This window comes from Sphingobacterium olei (genome assembly GCF_005048855.1).
GTDB lineage: Bacteria > Bacteroidota > Bacteroidia > Sphingobacteriales > Sphingobacteriaceae > Sphingobacterium > Sphingobacterium olei.
Map to the genome: position 1 here is coordinate 94,956 of NZ_SUME01000012.1, position 18,432 is coordinate 113,387.

At 39.0% G+C, this 18,432-nt stretch carries 16 protein-coding genes; 4 read left to right on the plus strand and 12 right to left on the minus strand.

The window, feature by feature from the left end; genetic code table 11:
* Window positions 1–29: 29 nt before the first annotated feature.
* Window positions 30–1,418 (plus strand): APC family permease, encoded by a 1,389-nt coding sequence (locus tag FAZ15_RS21115; RefSeq protein WP_136903361.1) that lies wholly within the window; start codon window positions 30–32, stop codon window positions 1,416–1,418.
* Between the two features lie 69 nt (window positions 1,419–1,487).
* Window positions 1,488–2,027 carry an SAM-dependent methyltransferase gene (locus FAZ15_RS21120; RefSeq protein ID WP_136903362.1) on the plus strand — a complete coding sequence of 180 codons (540 nt, stop codon included), beginning with the start codon at window positions 1,488–1,490 and terminating at the stop codon, window positions 2,025–2,027.
* Between the two features lie 49 nt (window positions 2,028–2,076).
* Here FAZ15_RS21120 and FAZ15_RS21125 read toward each other — a convergent pair whose 3' ends face one another.
* From FAZ15_RS21125 to hemA, 6 genes are all read right to left on the minus strand, one after another.
* Window positions 2,077–2,505 carry a hypothetical protein gene (locus FAZ15_RS21125; protein ID WP_136903363.1) on the minus strand — a complete coding sequence of 143 codons (429 nt, stop codon included), beginning with the start codon at window positions 2,503–2,505 and terminating at the stop codon, window positions 2,077–2,079.
* A 154-nt stretch (window positions 2,506–2,659) separates the two neighbouring features.
* Window positions 2,660–3,472 carry a hypothetical protein gene (locus FAZ15_RS21130; RefSeq protein WP_136903364.1) on the minus strand — a complete coding sequence of 271 codons (813 nt, stop codon included), beginning with the start codon at window positions 3,470–3,472 and terminating at the stop codon, window positions 2,660–2,662.
* A gap of 69 nt (window positions 3,473–3,541) precedes the next feature.
* Entirely contained in the window at window positions 3,542–4,855 is a 1,314-nt protein-coding gene (gene hemL, locus FAZ15_RS21135) for a glutamate-1-semialdehyde 2,1-aminomutase (RefSeq protein ID WP_136903365.1), read from the minus strand.
* Window positions 4,856–4,877: 22 nt separating this feature from the next.
* The gene (gene hemB / locus FAZ15_RS21140) at window positions 4,878–5,849 is read right to left on the minus strand and encodes a porphobilinogen synthase (RefSeq protein ID WP_136903366.1); all 972 of its coding nucleotides are present in this window, start codon (window positions 5,847–5,849) and stop codon (window positions 4,878–4,880) included.
* A gap of 67 nt (window positions 5,850–5,916) precedes the next feature.
* Entirely contained in the window at window positions 5,917–7,503 is a 1,587-nt protein-coding gene (hemC, locus tag FAZ15_RS21145) for a hydroxymethylbilane synthase (protein WP_136903367.1), read from the minus strand.
* A gap of 105 nt (window positions 7,504–7,608) precedes the next feature.
* Window positions 7,609–8,850: a glutamyl-tRNA reductase gene (hemA, locus tag FAZ15_RS21150; RefSeq protein ID WP_136903368.1), complete on the minus strand. Its 1,242-nt coding sequence runs from the start codon at window positions 8,848–8,850 to the stop codon at window positions 7,609–7,611.
* Between the two features lie 378 nt (window positions 8,851–9,228).
* Here hemA and FAZ15_RS21155 point away from each other — a divergent pair, with 378 nt between their 5' ends.
* The gene (locus FAZ15_RS21155; RefSeq protein WP_136903369.1) at window positions 9,229–9,639 is read left to right on the plus strand and encodes a hypothetical protein; all 411 of its coding nucleotides are present in this window, start codon (window positions 9,229–9,231) and stop codon (window positions 9,637–9,639) included.
* A gap of 12 nt (window positions 9,640–9,651) precedes the next feature.
* On the opposite strand, the gene FAZ15_RS21160 is transcribed toward FAZ15_RS21155, so the two are convergent.
* From FAZ15_RS21160 to FAZ15_RS21180, 5 genes are all read right to left on the minus strand, one after another.
* Entirely contained in the window at window positions 9,652–10,299 is a 648-nt protein-coding gene (locus FAZ15_RS21160; protein ID WP_136903370.1) for a hypothetical protein, read from the minus strand.
* A complete protein-coding gene (locus FAZ15_RS21165; protein ID WP_136903371.1) occupies window positions 10,284–11,375 on the minus strand; it encodes an aminotransferase class V-fold PLP-dependent enzyme in 1,092 nt (363 codons plus the stop codon). The genes FAZ15_RS21160 and FAZ15_RS21165 overlap by 16 nt, the downstream gene beginning before the upstream one ends.
* On the minus strand, window positions 11,353–12,021 hold the full coding sequence (gene aat, locus FAZ15_RS21170) for a leucyl/phenylalanyl-tRNA--protein transferase (protein WP_136903372.1): 669 nt from the start codon (window positions 12,019–12,021) through the stop codon (window positions 11,353–11,355). The genes FAZ15_RS21165 and aat overlap by 23 nt, the downstream gene beginning before the upstream one ends.
* A 22-nt stretch (window positions 12,022–12,043) precedes the next feature.
* Window positions 12,044–12,415 carry a 30S ribosome-binding factor RbfA gene (gene rbfA, locus FAZ15_RS21175; RefSeq protein ID WP_136903373.1) on the minus strand — a complete coding sequence of 124 codons (372 nt, stop codon included), beginning with the start codon at window positions 12,413–12,415 and terminating at the stop codon, window positions 12,044–12,046.
* Window positions 12,416–12,848: 433 nt separating this feature from the next.
* Complete coding sequence (locus FAZ15_RS21180; protein ID WP_136903374.1) at window positions 12,849–15,767, minus strand: alpha/beta hydrolase family protein; 2,919 nt, start codon at window positions 15,765–15,767, stop codon at window positions 12,849–12,851.
* A 203-nt stretch (window positions 15,768–15,970) separates the two neighbouring features.
* On the opposite strand from FAZ15_RS21180, the gene argH reads away from it, so the two are divergent.
* Window positions 15,971–17,302 carry an argininosuccinate lyase gene (gene argH, locus FAZ15_RS21185; RefSeq protein ID WP_136903375.1) on the plus strand — a complete coding sequence of 444 codons (1,332 nt, stop codon included), beginning with the start codon at window positions 15,971–15,973 and terminating at the stop codon, window positions 17,300–17,302.
* 30 nt (window positions 17,303–17,332) lie between these two features.
* Here the strand turns inward: argH and FAZ15_RS21190 are convergent, their stop codons facing one another.
* Window positions 17,333–18,391, minus strand: coding sequence for an aldose epimerase family protein (locus FAZ15_RS21190; protein WP_136903376.1), 1,059 nt, complete (start codon window positions 18,389–18,391; stop codon window positions 17,333–17,335).
* Window positions 18,392–18,432 lie beyond the last annotated feature (41 nt).

Genomic DNA, 18,432 nt, shown 5'->3' on the forward strand with positions numbered 1-18,432 from the left:
ATTGTTGATACGACAACACACTTCTGCCTATGAAGGAAATGAAGAAATTACCGCATAGTGCTGCTTTAAGCGCTCAAACAAACACCCCCAAGCAGGTACTTACGGTGTTCGATGCCATAGTCATGATTGTTGGTATTGTCGTGGGAGCAGGTATTTTTAGAACACCTCCCATCGTTGCCAACAGTACCGGTACTTGGGAAATGTTCCTCTTTGTATGGGTGCTTGGTGGAGCCATATCTCTGATAGGCGCCATGTGTTATGCCGAACTTTCCACGGCATTTCCGAGTGCAGGTGGCGAATATCATTTTCTATATCGGGCATTTGGTCGACATTTTGCCTTTCTTTTCGCTTGGGCACGGATGAGTATTATTCAAACGGGCTCCATTGCTTTACTTGCCTTTATCGTTGGCGATTACATGAGTGAATTTTACCGCTTAAGTGGTTACTCATCTTCGGTTTATGCTATCGTGGTAGTCATTGGTCTTACAATAACCAATATAATTGGGGTTCACGTGGGTACTGGAACCCAAAAACTCCTCGTCGGCTTACAGTTTTCAGGGTTGATCGTGCTTATTATCGCCGGACTTTTCTTTGCTCCGGCAGATCGGGAATTTGCTGCACAAACTCTAGCGACCGATGTAGATTTTTCAATGGCTATTGGGACATCCCTGATCATGGTGCTCCTTACATTTGGTGGATGGAATGAAGCAGGGTATATATCATCCGAGATGCGAGGTGGCAGCAAGAAAATGGCCACTGTTATGATAGCAGGTATTCTCATCATTACAGCAATATATCTGCTGATCAATTTTGCCTACCTCAATGTTTTGGGAATAGACGGTATAGCCCGTTCCGAAGCTGTCGGCGTGGATATGATGCGTACGGCAATAGGAGAAAGGGGCGCTGTTTTTATCGGACTGTTGGTCATGCTTGCCGCGCTCACTTCTACCAATGCCACCATTTTTACAGGTGCGCGTACAAATTATGCATTTGGAAAAGACTTCTCCTTGTTGTCATTTATGAATGTTTGGAAAACAGGGCGTTCTACGCCCGTGAATGCGCTCCTGACGCAAGGTGCAATCGCAACGACGCTGATTGTTGTCGGTTCTTTTGCACGTAGTGGTTTTGAAGCCATGGTGAATTTTACAGCGCCTATATTCTGGTTTTTTATACTATGTACAGGGCTGGCCTTGTTTGTGTTGCGTATCCGGGAGCCCAATGCTCTTCGGCCGTTTAAAGTGCCTTTATATCCGGTGTTACCTGCGATATTCTGTTTGGCTTCAGCTTATTTGCTCTATTCTAGTCTACTGTTTGCAGGCATGGGCACTTGGCTCGGTATTGGAGTCTTACTATTGGGCATGGTGTTTTTCTTTTTTACCCGAAAAAACAATAGATCGAAACTAGACCATCGAACCTAAAGTATATGATTTAATACATAATCAGTTCGCAAGTAAAATTAATTTTGTTACATATTAAAATTTAAGATTATGAGTTATTTAAAAACAATGTTAGCAGTTTTTTTTGTCCTGATCGGTTCGAATGTGTTCACACAAACCAAAAGATTAGATGTCCCTTACGTACCTACCGACCAAGTGGTAGTGGATGCCATGCTTGACTTAGCAGGTATCAAAGCTGGAGATGTTCACTTTGACCTGGGATGCGGTGACGGCAGAATCGTTATTTCAGCAGCCAAACGCGGAGCTGCCGAGGCTACCGGTATTGACCTTGATCCAGAACGGATCAAAGAAGCTAATGCTAATGCAGTAAAAGCAGGTGTAGCAGACAAAGTCACCTTTATCGAAGGTGATTTATTCGATTTCGATTTTAGCAAAGCGGACGTGCTAACGCTTTATCTGTTATCTTCCGTAAATCTTAAATTACGCCCGAAAATTTTAGAAGAATTAAAGCCGGGAACCCGAGTAGTATCCCACGCATTTGGTATGGGTGATTGGAAACCGGAAAAAGAAGTTAATGTAGGTGGTACGACGATCTACTTATGGACTGTTCCCGAACGGGGCAAAAAATAATGCTAAAACAACATCATCAAACTAAAAAAGAAGTCCTAAGACTTCTTTTTTAGTTTCCTCCATTGTCCGCATCCGTTAACGTAATTTTGACTTTTATAGGTCTGTCAATATCAATATCTGCCGGATTAGTTGTCCTGATTTCCGCAAATACTGTAACCCAACCAACTTGATATCCAAAAGAGTAATGCGTGCCTCTAATCGTAGCGGGTATCACGTCAAAAGAACCATTACTTCTTGCAAATTCTAATGCGACCTGTGTTGTGCCAAAATTATAATATTGGGCGTCCAATTCTGGGAATTCAAGGTCTACAGCGTAAACGCCCGAACCTTCACCATCTTCTTCCCATTGATTAGGTTGGACGGTTGTAGTGTAAGATATACCTGGTAAATAGTTGTTCGTAATATATTCTTTAGTACATGAATTCAACGTTAGCAAAGAAATACTGCCTATGGCGAGAGCGAGTAATATTTTTTTCATGGGATCAATTGTTAAGTTGGTAAAATATGTTTTTTAATAATTTTAAGACCTGATAAAATGTTGTTGGTTTAATGTTAGCAAATATATTGCCATAAAAAAGGTCAATTCGAATTCGAGTTGACCTTTTTAAATTATCATATATATATATGTCGGACTATTCAGCCGCAAGATTAATTTTCCGTTCTACGGATACATTATCACCTGTGAGTGCATTACCATCGTTATCTACTAAAGATAATTTTACACTTGTTTCTCCCAAAGGAAGATTTAATATTTCGTAGGGAGTCCATTGGTCTAATGTGAAGTCTTGACCGTTTATAGTGGCTATTATTTTGTTCGCATCAGCACCTAAAGACGTGTTTACGACAAAAAAGTCTAATAGTAACGTTTTTGTATCTGCTCCTTTGTAATCGCCTTTTGGACGGCTATAAAATAGTGAAGCCTCTGTTGGGGTCGGTAGCTCTTCAATTTTGCCATCAGCATTTACTTTAAATTTAATCAATTTAGAAGCCTCGGGCGTTTTAATCGACTCGTGAAAGGAACGTGATAAAAAAGACAATAAATAGTGCTCGGAATTAACCGCTACGGTCTCCGAATGTTCTGGTTTGTAAAGTGCAACATAGGGTTTGTTGTCCAATATATAATGGATATGTTGGCCCTCATGCGAATTCGCCATCTGATGATCGTGTTCTGTTTGTTCGGTTAATTTGAAGTCCTGTACGTCGTATTTTACAGTGATCTTAGCCGAATCGGTACCCACTTTCTCTGAAGTTATTGATGCAATTTTCAATGTAGCACCGGGGAATTCTTTTGCATGCGCAAGCGCGTTTACTGTTACTGCACCTACCGTATCGGATAAGGCTGTTGAATCTTGAACTTCACCATCCGCGTTTTTTGTAGTATTATTACAGGAGACAATCGTTGCAGAAACAGCTAAAATTGCCAACGTAGATTTCCATGTTTTCATATGTGTACAATTTCTTTTTAGACTAGATATATTCATAAATGATTAAACAGCTAAAACGATGTTTTGTTTTCATTTAAATACAATTTCTAATGCTTCTTGAATAGCAGCATGTGTGGTCTCCAGATCTTCGGATGTATGTGCTGCAGAAATAAAACCGACTTCATAGCCCGAAGGTCCAAAATATATACCACGGTTTAATAATTCACGGTGCATCACTTTATATTTTTCCATAGATGAGGGGGCAATTTGATCAGCAGTTTGAATTTTTTCATCTTGAGAAAATGCAAACCAAAAGATAGAGCCAATTGTGAAGATGGATACAGGGTAATTCTTTTCTGTTATAAAATCACGGATGCGTTTGACAAAAGTTAGCGTCGTTTCTTCCAATTTTTCATAGAATCCGGGTTGGGATAAGATAGAAAGTGTTGCAATCCCAGCGGCCATAGCAACAGGATTGCCAGACAATGTGCCAGCTTGATAAACACCTCCATCCGGAGAGATATGCCCCATGATTTCTTTGGACGCTCCGTATGCACCTACTGGCATTCCACCGCCAATAATTTTACCGTAAGTCAAAATATCGGGCTGGATATCGTAATACCGTGCCGCACCTTCAAAGCTCAGTCGAAAACCTGTGATGACTTCATCAAAAATCAGTAACGAACCGTTGGAAGTAGTGATATCCCTTAAATACTGTATATATGCTTTATCCTGAATAAGGAGTCCGTTATTTGCAGGTACACCCTCGATAATTACAGCTGCGATCTGGCCTTCAAAATCTGAAAATACTTTATCCAAAGCAGCTTTATCATTTAACGCGATGACGATTGTTTCATCGGCAAAAGCCTTCGGAACACCTGCTGAAGATGTTTCTCCAAATGTCACCAATCCAGATCCGGCTTTTACCAATAACGAATCAGAATGTCCATGGTAGCAACCTTCAAATTTGACGATTTTGTCCCGTTTGGTATATCCGCGCGCGAGACGGATCGCAGACATGACCGCTTCCGTGCCGGAGCTGACGAAGCGAATTTTTTCGATATATCGATTATTTGATATGATTAGATCGGCTAATGAATTCTCGAGTTGAGTTGGTGCACCAAAGCTTAATCCTTTATGCAGTTGAGCGGAGACGGCCTCACGGATTTCAGCATTGTTGTGCCCCAAAATTAACGGACCCCAAGAGCAACAGTAATCTATAAACTCATTTCCATCCGCGTCCCATAAATGTGCTTTATCTCCACGTTCAATAAAGAGTGGGGTACCGTAGACAGATTTAAATGCACGAACTGGAGAATTGACGCCTCCAGGAAAATAATTTTTTGCCTTTTCAAATAGTTCTGCTGATTTTGTACGTGAAATATCGTGTACTTGACTTGTCATATCTATTTTTTTAATTTGAAATTTATTTCAACAAACCTTTTTCCAACACTTCTTTAGCATGATAAGTGAGAATTGAAGTCGCTCCGGCACGGCGGAAGCTTAATAAAGTTTCTAGAATTGCACTTTCTTGCAACCACCCATTCTGAATAGCAGCTTTAATCATGGCATACTCTCCCGATACATTATAAGCGGCGATAGGAAGATCAAAATTATCGTGTAATAACTTAATGATATCCAAATAAGGCAGACCAGGTTTTACCATTAAAAAATCTGCTCCTTCTTCCACATCGAGTTGTGCCTCAATTAATGCCTCACGCGCATTTGCCGGATTCATTTGGTATGTTTTTTTATCTCCTTTTTTTGGAGCAGAACCTAATGCATCACGGAAAGGTCCGTAAAATGATGAGGCATATTTTGCGGTATAAGACATCAGTGAGACATGGGTGAAACCATTTTCATCCAATACGTTTCGGATGTAACCGATACGTCCGTCCATCATATCCGACGGTGCGATGATGTCAGCACCCGCTTGCGCATGTGCCAATGCCATTTTTCCCAATACAACAAGTGTTTCATCGTTTAATATCTCGCCGTTTTCAACAATACCATCGTGTCCGTCAGAACTATAAGGATCCATGGCGACATCGGTAACAACACAGGCTTCTGGAAAATACTTTTTTACAGCCTCTATAGCTCTCAAGTAAAGGGTGCCTTCCCTGTAGCTTTCGGTAGCAAATTTGTCTTTTAGTGATTCTTCAACAGCGGGGAATATATCGAAAGCATTTAATCCTAATTTTAGACAACTTTCAATTTCACGAAGCAAATTATCAACAGAATGACGATATATCCCTGGCATTGATGATACTTCTGTTTTCTGATTTTCACCTTCCACAATGAAAAGTGGGAAAATCAAATTTGAAGGTAATAAATGTGTCTCCTGAATCATGTCACGGATGACAGCAGATTTTCTATTTCTTCTTGGACGTTGTAACATGGTTCTAAGTAAAAAGTAAAAAATAAAAAAACTTCATGGCCTCTAACCCCAAATGCCTAACCCCTGTCTAGTATTCTAATCCAAACACGGCTTCAGCAAGACCAATTTCATCTGGAGTATAGGGGAGTGTATACTTTAACCCCATTTTTTCAATAGCACCAGCAGTAGAGTATCCGATGCAAATGATCTTTTGATCAGGATCTACTAAATTCTCCTGAAAATAGGCATCGACATTGCTTGGACTTGTAAATATCAGTACATCGGCATTTGATTTATTTACATTTTCTGCAAGCACAGTCTCGTAAATAGGAACATCGATTACTTTTGTGTTTTCAGAAAGCTCTTTTTGGATAGTTTGCAATGACCCTTCAGCACGTGGTATTAACACCGTTTGTCCGTCGACTAATTTCGCGAATTCTTTGGCGATGTCTTCGGTTTTAATTCCTAAATTATCACCCGAGAAATCAGCTATGCGATCGTATTTGCGTAAGGCATCTTCGGAACCTCTACCCAAAACAGCAATTTTAGTTTTCTTTAATATGAAAGGCTCTAGTTTAAAGAAATGCTCAATGGCATTTTTACTGTTAAAGAAAATCCAATCCGCTCTTTTTAAAATAAAAGAATCCAACTTGTTGATGGTCGGATAAATTTTAATAAGAGAGCGGTCATCAATTGAAATGCTGTGCTTTTTTAGCGCCTTCGCCAAATAGGAGCTTTCATCCAGATCTCTTGTAATGAATATACTAGAAGGTAGTTTTCTGTCTTTTTTGAATTTTGAAAAAATAAGTTCGGCCAACCCTACCGTAGTATCTGATTGCACAAAAAAACGATCTGGAAAGTCTTCATTATCTTCTGCAATTGATGTCCATGTTTCATATTTGCCGTCACGTTTGCGGCAGTAACAACCTAACGGGGCATGACAACCTCCATCAAATAAATTCAATACTTTACGCTCCACAGCGATGGTCTCGGCAACTTCTTTATTATGTATTTTTTGAAGAATATCAAATAGATCCTGATCTGTTTCGCGGATCTGAATGGCTAGAACCCCCTGTGCAGGTGCCGGGATGATTTCAACGGGAGAAATCTCTTCAATGTGAAAATCAGAAAGATCCATTTCGATACGCGCTACACCTGCTTTGGCCAATACAATCGCATCGTATTTTTCATCACGTAGTTTCTGAATACGCGTTTGCAAATTGCCTCTAAGATCTGTAAACTCTAAGTCGGGACGTAATGATAGCAGTTGGGCCTTACGACGATTAGAGGATGTGCCAACGCTCGCATTGTGTTTGAGAGAAAGTCGTTTTTTTATATCTACGCAGTCTTTGTGAATGATTAAAAGTTCTGAAGCGTCCTCCCGTTCGGATACAGCTGCAATGATGAGTCCGGGAGGGTTTACTGTAGGTAAATCCTTATGTGAATGAACCGCAAGATCGATTTGAGCACTTAGTAACTCTTCTTCGAGTTCTTTGGTAAAAAATCCTTTACCTTCCAGTTTATCCAATCTGAGGTGTTGGATAATATCGCCTTGTGTCTTAATAATTTTTAGCTCGGCTTCAATTCCGATTTCAGCTAATCGATCTCTTACAAAATTAGCTTGCCACAGTGCAAGTTGGCTCCCTCGTGTGCCAATTATTAATTTTCTATTCACAATGAAAGATTTTCGGTGTAAAACTACGTCAGCAAAGTTAACCAAATGGAAGGATAATCCCGACGGAATCTGTCAGATTAAAGTATGTTTAGGAAAAAATAATGTTTAATTATTCTCTACCTCGTTATTTTTTACTAAAATTTCTTTAGCCATCACCATAGGAACCTTAATGTATTTTTTTTCCATGTAGTTAATTACTTTTTCCAGAACTTCACGGGCTTGAGGATCTAAATTGCGCAAATCATGAGCGAATACTTCGTTTAGCGCAGTGGCACGTATTTCTTTAATTTTATCCGGAACTTGACGCATCGCTACTTCTACCCGACGTTGTTTAATAAGAGGAAGAAATTCTTTAATATTCTCACAGATGATTTTATCCGCACTCTCCAATTCGTTGTAGCGCTCTTGGATGTTTTTCTCTGCGATAGCTTGAAGGCTGCTTACTTCAATATAATGAATAGGATAATTTACCAATACTTCAGCGTCCAAATCATTTGGAATAGCCAGGTCAACGACGACTTTTTTGTCAGTTTCACCATTCAAAATGGATTGATATAGATCGCTGTTAATGATTGCCTCGGGCGCACCGGTACAGGTAATCATAACATCAAATCCTTTCTTGTAGTTTTTTAATTCCGAAAGAGGATAGGCCTCAGCATTTAATTCTTTCGCCAAAGCATTTGCATTTGCTACTGTACGATTAAATACGACAAAATTAGAATGCTTATGTTTTTTAAGGTATTTAGCTAAATTCTGGTTTGTTTCTCCAGAGCCAATAACGAGGATGCGTGGGTTTTCAGGTAATTTCGTTTCTTTTAATTTACGATAGGCTAAGGAAACGACAGAAATGGGATTACGGGAAATATTGGTAAACGTGTAAACTTCTTTTGCTGTCTTCACTAGACGATCCATCATTAAACGTAGAAAGTCGCCAGTAAATCCAGAGTCTCTGCATTTTTCATACGCTCTTCGTACCTGTGCCAAAATTTCCTTTTCTCCAACAACTAGGCTTTCCAAGGAGCATGACATTCGGAATAAGTGATTCAGTGCCTCTATCCCGGAATAACGGTTTACCTGCCCTAAATAGCAATGAAGTCTTTCTGAAGGAACACAAAAGTTCATTTTGTCCATGAAATGGGCGATAAAATCATCGGTTAATTCATGAGCACCGTAAAAAACAAATTCAACACGATTACATGTAGCAATATAGAAAATCTCAGGGATATCTAGATTGTTTTTTAGATTGATCAATCTGGAATCTAACTCTTCGTTACAAATTACCAAATTGCCTAGATCTTTTAGGTCAACATGTCGGTGCGTAAATGCTATTACTTTTAAATTCTTCAATGCTTTTTCTTTCTAGCCCAAATCTTTGATGCAAATGTAGAGCAAAAGCAGGGTTATAATGTCAAAAATCTGTCAAACCAATTAATTTAGAATGTTTTTAAATAGTGTTAAATTATTGTTAATATATTGATATTCAGTTTGTTTTAAAGTTTGTCTTTTTGGTATATGATAACAATCATTTATTCGATCTAAAAAAAATAATCAAAGGCATAAAAACCTTCGCGATAGATCGGTATCCCAACAGCGCTAAAAGTGTTGTGAAGGTTTTGGATAGAAACGAAATATTATTAATAAAATAAACAGATTAAGAAAAAATAGTATCGGACGATATGTTAAAATGAATGTGATTCTGCATTTTTGTATAATCAAAATTATAAAATGTATATCTTAAACAAACCTTTAGCTTGGACTGGCATCGGAATATCTGCATTAAGTACGGTATTTTGTCCGTTTCTGAAAGTACCATTAGTAGGCAACTGGAACCTGTACCAGACGGATACCAGCCTATTCGTTGTGACAATCGGAGTATTGGCATTGAGTGTATTAGTATTGTTTATTCGTAAAGTAAATGCGTTTCGAATAGTGACGAGGGTATTTGCTGCATGGACTGTTCTCGGATTTTTAGCAGTTTATTTTAAAATCAATAATTACTTCGGAATGAAATTCTTAGATGGCGTGCTTGCTAAGACCCTGCACCTAAAATGGGGTTGGTTCTTTTTATTTCTTGGCGCACTAATCTTAATTTTAAGTGTTCGAAAGATTAAAGTTATTAAAGAAGAAGAGAAATAAGGAGAGATCTCCTTATTTCTTTGTTGGCCGATGGGATATAAAATGCGATTTTAATTTATCCAATCCAATATTCTCTTCTTTTTTATCCAATTCAAATAACCATACTTTTTCGCCCAGAATATTATTCATCTCTTTGGAATTAATCAAATCCAAAGGTTTTACCCTGAACTCCTTACTTAGTGGCTGGGTTTGCGTCTGTTGGCTCCGCGAATGACGGATGAGCTGGAATTGAAAAGTAGGCCATTTTCCTACCGTCGAAAAATTTGCAGTGTACACCTGTGCATAGTCACTTTTCGGAATACTATTGGCAAATATGCCTGTCGTTTTGGAACCTGAAATCTCTGATATGCTGACAAGCAACTCAAAAGATGTCTCATTAACAACATAAAATTTAGCCAAACCATCTTTTTGCTCACCGGCTACCGCTAGATATATACCTTTGTCTACAAAAGGTCCCTGTGCGATTTTTGGACTATCTTCTATGTCGTCTTCGGGTAAACGCATGTTGCCGTGTACCAAGGTAATCTTCGTCTTTAATACCGGTATTTCGAAACCTGTGTCATCTGTTACACCAACGATATCATTGGCCTGTATAGACGTAATATGTCCCTCAATCGGCTCGTCTACAAATCGTACTAAATCTCCTATCTTGAATTCCATATGTGTTTGTCTATTAATTGTAGTAATCTTTCAATATCGCTTTCGTCGTTGTATAGGTGTATACCAATACGTATGCCTGTCCCCCGTGGAAAACATTTAAGTCCATCAGCCGTAAGGTCCGGGTAGAGCTCTTGTGGTATTTGTATATTTATTAAAGACGATTTTATCTCCTTTCTTTCAATAAAAGGAAGAATAAGGCCCCTGCTTATCAGTTCATCATATGCCAATATGCTTAACCGATGGATATGTTGTTGTATCTGATCTAATCCAATCTCTTTGAGAAATCGTATAGATTGTTGTAATGTACCATGACTTAAGGTATCTTGGTGCCCCGGTTCGAAATAGGTGTCTAAAATTGATTTTTTTGACCACATACCTTCTTGTGGACGAGGCCGGGATTGCGCGTCTTCATAAATTTTTAAGCTAAGGCCTTGTGATACCATCAAAAAACCGTTGCCAAATCCAGCCATCATCCATTTGTATCCACTTGTTCCAATGGCATCAAAGCCAGAATTGTCAAAATCAAAAGGTTCTGTACCTAAAAATTGCGTGGCATCGCCAATGATAATAAGATCCGGAAATGCTACTTTTAACTTTTTGATAAAGTTCAGATCAACTTTTAGACCTGTGATATATTGGACGATACTTAGTAGTAATACATCAGGCCTCTTTTCGGCAACGATGTTAAAGATATTTTCTTCTATGTTTTCATTCGCCTCAATGTAGACATGTTGGAATCCTCTACTTATAATAGGGTAATTGAGCGAGGGATAATCCTCTGAAATTAATGCGAAGGTGGTGTCAGCAGAAAATCCTTCAATTAAGGTATTGAATCCGAATGAAAAGTTGGGTACACAAAAGATCCGATCTGTGCTGCAATGAAATAATTCGGCAATGTCGTTTTTTACTTCGGTGATAAATTCTCCTTGCTGTTCACGTAGCATACCAGAAGGTGCAAAAAATGCAGCATCTCTATGTTGCCTCCAAATGTGATGGCTTTTGGGCATTAATCCGTTTCCAGGCGTGTTTAGGTAAATTGTATCTTCGGGTATATCAAAATATTCTTTGTAGTCCATCTTGTTTCAAGTATTGCTGTTGTAAAATATCAAGGTATTGCTGTTGTGGCATATAAATGGCCCCCATACTTTCTAAATGCGACGTATGGACTTGACAATCTATTAGGTCTATTCCAAAATTCTGAACTAAAAATATCAATGCTGCTTTTGAAGCATTGGAAACTTTAGAGAACATACTTTCTCCACAAAATACTTTTCCTACCAATACGCCATACAAACCTCCAACCAATTCCTTCTCTTTCCACACTTCTATACTATGGGCAAATCCCAAATGATGAAGTTCTGTATATGCATTTCGCATATCCGCTACGATCCATGTTCCATCTTGATCTTTACGGTCGATTTTGGAGCAGTTTGCGATGACATCTTCAAACGCTGTATTGTAGGTAAAACTAAATAAAGTCGTTGACAGGATTTTTCTCATACTCTTGCTCACTTTGAGTTGGTTGGGATATAAAACGAATCTGTCATGTGGCGCATACCAAAGAATTGGAGAATCATCTGCATACCAAGGAAATATGCCATGCTTATATGCGGTGAGTAATCTTTTAGGCGTAAGGTCGCCACCTATTGCCAATAGGCCATCGTCTTCGGCATATTTGGGATGAGGAAAGGAAAAATTCTCACTTTCTAATTCAAAAATCATATACTTAGAAAAGCCAAATGAATTAATCCGGCTGTCTATCTTCTTTGCTTATTTCATCGAATAATTTATCCATGTGTTCGACATATTCATTGGTGTCATCCAAAAAGAACTCCAATTGAGGAACCACACGTACCTGGTTTTTTATCTTGGCACCAAGCTTATAACGTATCTCATTTGTTTTCGTTTTGATGTTAGCGATGTCATCCTTAGCCGTTTTGGTATTCAGAAAGCTAAGGTATACGCGAGCTATGGCTAAATCCGGTGTTACTCTTACTCGGGTAACGGTAATGAATGCACCCGGTGCCCATGCCTTTCCATCGCGTTGGAATAATTCGGCCAAATCTTGCTGAATCACTCCTGCAAAGCGTTGCTGTCTCTTGCTTTCTGTTCCCATAGTGTTTTTTCTGTTAAAGAAAGCCTCAACTTTCCATGTTATGATACAAACTTAGACAAACTTGCTTTTTATAACAAGTTTTAATTTTAAATCCCCTATCTATAAAAGGAAAAAAGACCTGTCGTGGGCATTGACAGGTCTTAATCAAAAAAATAGTTTATAACTGGATAGAATAATTTCTTTTTCAAGTTTTAAGACATTGGGGTCTATCATCATTTAGTTTGTTTATCTCTCGGTCATAAGATTTTGTGAGTGTTAGCTCACTTGCACTTATACTTTTTCATCTCCCTTGTGTTACAAACATAGATATATAAATCCTTTGTACAAAGATGTTTTTTAAAAAAAAGTAAGTGGTCACTTTTTTAGTGCTTTTCAGCTCTTTAAGGCTATATAAAGGGAGCGGAATAGAATATCTGCTCCCCTGAAACTGAAGTTAGAATGCCCGCTCTTCAAGATGTTTTGGTAGATCAATGTAATCAATACCTTTTGACCACCAATCTGGTGATTCACTTGTTTTAAGGTAGTGGTCAAAAAATTCCATCATACGCACGGCATAATCCTTTTGATTTACCTCTTTACGAAGGCCGTGATTTTCTCCATTATAGGTAAGCATCACGACAGGTTTATTGAGACGGCGAAGTCCGTTAAAATATTCAATACCCTGTGTGTAGTCTACCGCACCATCTTTATCATTGTGCATAATAACTAAAGGCGTGTTTACCTTTTTGATATGATAAATAGGAGAATTTCTTGCAAAGGCATCCCAGTTATCCCAATATCCGGATGTCAAACGACCTTGACTGGATTCAAATATACTTTGATTAGTGGAACCCGAATTCCAGTAGATCAAACTATACATGCTGATCATATTCGTTAACGGGGCTCCTGCTACAGCCGCTTTAAAGATGTCGGTCTGCGTGATTAAAAAGGAAGTTTGATAGCCTCCCCATGAATGCCCGTGTAACCCTACCTTGTCAGGATCCACTATGCCGGTTGCTACGGCAGCTTTGACCGCCGGTACCACACAGGCAACAGCAGACATTCCTGGGTCATTAAGCTTGTATGTAATATCCGGCATCAATACAGCGTAGCCATTACTATTGTATACGGCCCTATTAAATCCGCCACCGGGAAAAGCCGGGTTGGAATAACTATTTGTCCCATCGGTTAATCTTTCGTAAATGTAGGTTATTGTAGGATATGATTTACCCTCTATATAATCTGCCGGTAAAAACAATGTAGCTTGTAGCGTGTCTCCAAAATCGTTTACGTAGCTTATTAATCTAGAACCCGACGAAAGTGCAAATTTCTCCGTATCTGGTGTATTTGAGGTTAATTTTAATTCATTTTTTAGTGTTTTGTCCGTACTCGTAAAGAGCTCAGGAGATTCATTGCTCTTTTCTTTGCTATAGAAAAACTGATTACCATGTTTGGTTTTGTTAAATAGTCCAACGGATATATCCGCCAAGGATAAGATTTCCAGCGCCTGTTTATTGGCCGACAACAGCGCTATTCCCGACTGCTTCGTATTATCGTCGAAGATGGTAAAATATTGATCTTTCTTTAGATCGATAAAATCGTCATCTTCATAAATTCTGTTATAACGAGAAGGGGTTAATTTTCGGGTTTTCCAATTGTCGGTGAGACTAATATAACTTTTACCGTCTGCCGAAACTTTCCAAAGATCGTAATTGTCTTTTAGAAGAACGTACTTTCCATCTTGTGTCCAACCGAAATTCGACGTAGCAGGCTTTGAAACATTGTGGTCATCAAAGGCATCAATAAATGAAGCCGGGATTTTTTCCGTGAGATTGGTTTTTGCTAACGTAGCAATATGCAAACTGTAATAATTGCCGTCCTGATAATAAAGTAGATAATCAGCTAATGGTGAAAAGCTTATGCCTCGTGCCGCATTGAGATATAATTTTTCAACGCCCAGCTTTCGGTCACCTGTTTTTACATCGATAATATACAGGTCGGCATAACGCTGCCCGCTGAGGCTTGACTCAAATTCATATGGGCTGAAATCTAGTCCATAACCAATCTGTTGCGTAGGAGCAAGTGCAATAGAACGTATGTTACTATCGGCTAATGAAGTAAATTTATTGTCTTTAACATATAGCGTACTCATTACCATATAGTTTTTGTCGGATTCTAATTGGTTCCGTTGGCTGGATTGTAGCCTTTTATCTTGCCAGTTCCAAATAATCATATCTGGCTTTTCTAAGTCTTTTTTGCCGCTATCGTTCGGCTTTTTAGGAGTCACGTTGGCAACTGTTGCGGAGATTGTATCTTTCGCCACAGAGTCTTTCGCTAAAGCTATTTTCTGATCGGTGCTATCTTTCGCAGCACTATCAATTTTCGCTTCGCTTGATTTCTTGTTTTCGACCTTCTCGATTTTGGCGATACCGAAGAAGATCGTGCTTAAGTCTTTACTCCAGTAAGGAATACTATTTTGGCTTATACCATAACCGGAGGTAATTTGGTTTTCATCTAAACCGGTATATGTGAATAGCTCGCTTTGATCTCCTTTGATATTTTTAACCCCAATTAACGTGTAAATAGGCTCTTTATAGTTTTTGTCTTGTTTCGATTTAAGTAAGGCGAACGCTGTGCCTTCTTTATTCCAGTTGATTTTAGAATAATTTGCTTTGTCATTCTGCAGGACGGAATTTAGGCCTGTTTTTGGGTCCAAAAGGAAAATGCCATTTCCATTTTTTCCATCGGCATCAACAGTATATGCAATGTATTGTCCCGATTTATTGAACTTGAAATCACTCACGTTTCCCAGATTGAAGCTTTTTTTACTTTCCAGATTATAAAGGAGTAGATCACTTCCTTTTCCGGATTCTGCAGATGGTGGGCCATCAGGTCTATTTGTGGTTTTTGAAAAGCGAACAGCTATCCATTTGCCATCTTCATTTGAAAACTGGATCGATTGCACATTGTCAAAAACAGTGGAAAGAGTATCCGAGAGCGCAACGATTCTTAGCTTTTTCGAAATTGGTCTTTTAGCTTTTTCATTAGCTTTGATGTCTTTGTAACTTGGTGATTCAAAAAACGCAATATATTTACTGTCATCATCGAACTCGATAGGACTTGCTTGTCCACCAATCTTATAATTATAAACCGTCGTGTCAAGTGTTTTTCGCAGAGTGAGCGTGAGGTCGCCTTGGGTCGGTCCCGAAATAAATGCGGTCCATTTGCCATCGTTTGTATATTGCAGACCGTTCATTCGTATGTACGACCAGGATGGAATATCTGTCCAGCTAATAGGTGTTTTGTTTTCTTGTGCATAATTTGTTAGCCAAGCGACTTGAAAACAAAGAAAAAGGAGGGTTTTGATGTTCATAGAAGATGTTACATTAATTGTCGACCGTAAATTTATATATTTTAAAGCAGGATAAATGAAATGCTTGGATTTGTATGGAAGATTTTACGTTGGAAATGGTATTTTTGCCAAGGAGATGTAAATAGTAGTGTGTTTTTCGTAGTAGTAAAAAGCACTATCAATTTACTTCGAGCGCTCATCAACCACTAAAAAATTATAGATAGATGAAAATCTGGCAAAAAAATATCGATGTAAATTCCTTTGTTGAATCATTTACCGTAGGAAATGATAGAGCCATGGATATGCACTTGGCTGCAGCTGACGTGTTGGGGTCATTGGCGCATACACGTATGCTGCATGCCATTGGGCTAATGACGGCTGCCGATTTGGATGCAGTACAAGCCGAATTAAAACATATATATATAGAAATTGAAAAAGGTGATTTTGCGATTGAAGATTCAGTAGAAGATGTGCATTCGCAAGTAGAAATGCTGTTAACAAAACGCATTGGTGATGCCGGTAAAAAAATCCATTCGGGTCGCTCTAGAAATGATCAGGTTCTAGTGGATTTGAAGCTTTATTTTCGTTCCGAAATTCAACATCTAGTCGGACAAATCACACTTCTCTTCGAACAACTGATAACGTTAAGTAACCAACATAAAGATATTTTGATTCCCGGATATACGCACCTGCAAATTGCGATGCCCTCTTCGTTTGGCTTATGGTTTGGCGCTTATGCCGAGAGCTTGGTGGATGATTTGGAAATGATGAAGGCTGCATGGCGGGTTTGCAATAAAAATCCCCTGGGGTCGGCTGCCGGCTACGGTTCTTCATTTCCCCTGAATCGTACCATGACGACGACATTGTTAGGTTTCGACGATTTAAACTATAATGTGGTATATGCACAAATGGGGAGGGGGAAGACAGAACGCATCTTAGCACAGGCAATGAGCTCTGTAGCTGCTACTTTAGCGAAGTTCGCGATGGATGTGACGCTATTTATAAACCAAAACTTTGGTTTTATTTCATTTCCGGCAAATCTTACGACAGGGTCGAGCATCATGCCACATAAGAAGAATCCGGATGTTTTTGAATTGATACGGTCGCGCTGTAATAAAATTCAGGCGTTACCAAATGAGATTGCCTTGATGACAACAAATCTTCCGGGAGGATATCACCGCGATTTGCAGCTGTTGAAAGAGAATCTATTTCCGGCATTTCAATCGTTGAGTGACTGTTTGGAAATTGCTAAATTTATGCTCGAGCATATCACGGTAAAAGAGAATGTGCTGGATGATCCAAAATATGACTATCTTTTCAGTGTAGAAGTTGTAAATAATGAAGTGTTGAAAGGCGTTCCGTTTCGGGAAGCTTATAAGAATATTGGTTTGGCAATTGAGGACGGTACTTTTCAACCTTCTAAGGAAGTACATCATACGCACGAAGGAAGTATAGGCAACCTGTGCAACGATCAGATTCAGCGAATGTTTAATGAGGCAAAGGCAGGTTTTGGATTTGAAAAAGTAGAATATGCATTGCAGGAGTTGATAAAATAAGAAATTTGGTCTTTCAAAAGACCGAATTTCTTATTTTACGATATTAAACTTATAACTAATTTGTGATTGAAATTCTTCTCCCGGTCGTAATACCACATTTGGGAAATTCGGTTGGTTTGGGCTATCTGGATAGTGTTGCGCTTCGAAGCAAAACCCACCTCGCTTCAGGTATTTACTTCCAGATTTTCCGGTGTCGTCGGATAAGAAATTACCAGTATACAATTGAATTCCAGGTTCGGTAGTGTACACTTGGAGTTGAATGCCAGAGTCTTCGGCATATGCGGTTGCTGCCGCTTGAGAAAGTGGACTTGGATTTACAAAGGTATGATCATATCCGCTTCCGGCTTTTATCTGGAGATTATCTTGACCAATATCTTCCGAAACTTTTTTGGGACGTCTAAAGTCAAAAGGCGTATTTTCTACCGGAGACTCTTCGCCAAAAGGAATTTGATTGTCATCAATTGGAATGAAGTGCGTGGATGGGATTTGAAGAATGTGATTTAGAATATCGCCATTACCTTCTCCATTTAGATTGAAATATGCGTGGTTCGTCAAGTTGATCACGGTAGGTTTATTCGTTGTCGCTCTAAAACGGATGATAATCTCGTTTTCGTTCGTCAGTTCATAGCATACATTGACCTTCACTTCACCGGGAAAACCTTCTTCACCATCGGGCGAAACGTAATAAAAATCTACTTTTTGTTTGAAACTTACCTGTCTGTCCCATACTTTTGAGTGAAAGCCTCCCTCGCCACCATGGAGATTGTTTGGGCCATTATTTTGCGCTAAGGTGTAGTCCTCGCCATCCAGACTAAATTTTCCATTCGCTATTCTATTCCCGAAACGTCCAATCGTTGCTCCATGATATTTTTCATGCGCATGAAGGTATCCATCTATGGAACCAAAGCCGAGGACAACGTCCACAAGGTTTCCACCCTTGTCCGGGACTAATGCACTTACTAGACGAGCACCATAGTCCGTTAACGCGACTTGCATACCCGCGGGATTCGTCAGGATAATTAAGTGCGTATTTTTGCCATGTATGTTACGTACAAAGTGTGAAGGATCGGGTAGGGAATAAGTTGTCATAATATATTTTTATATCGTATAAAAATACATATTTTTAAGTT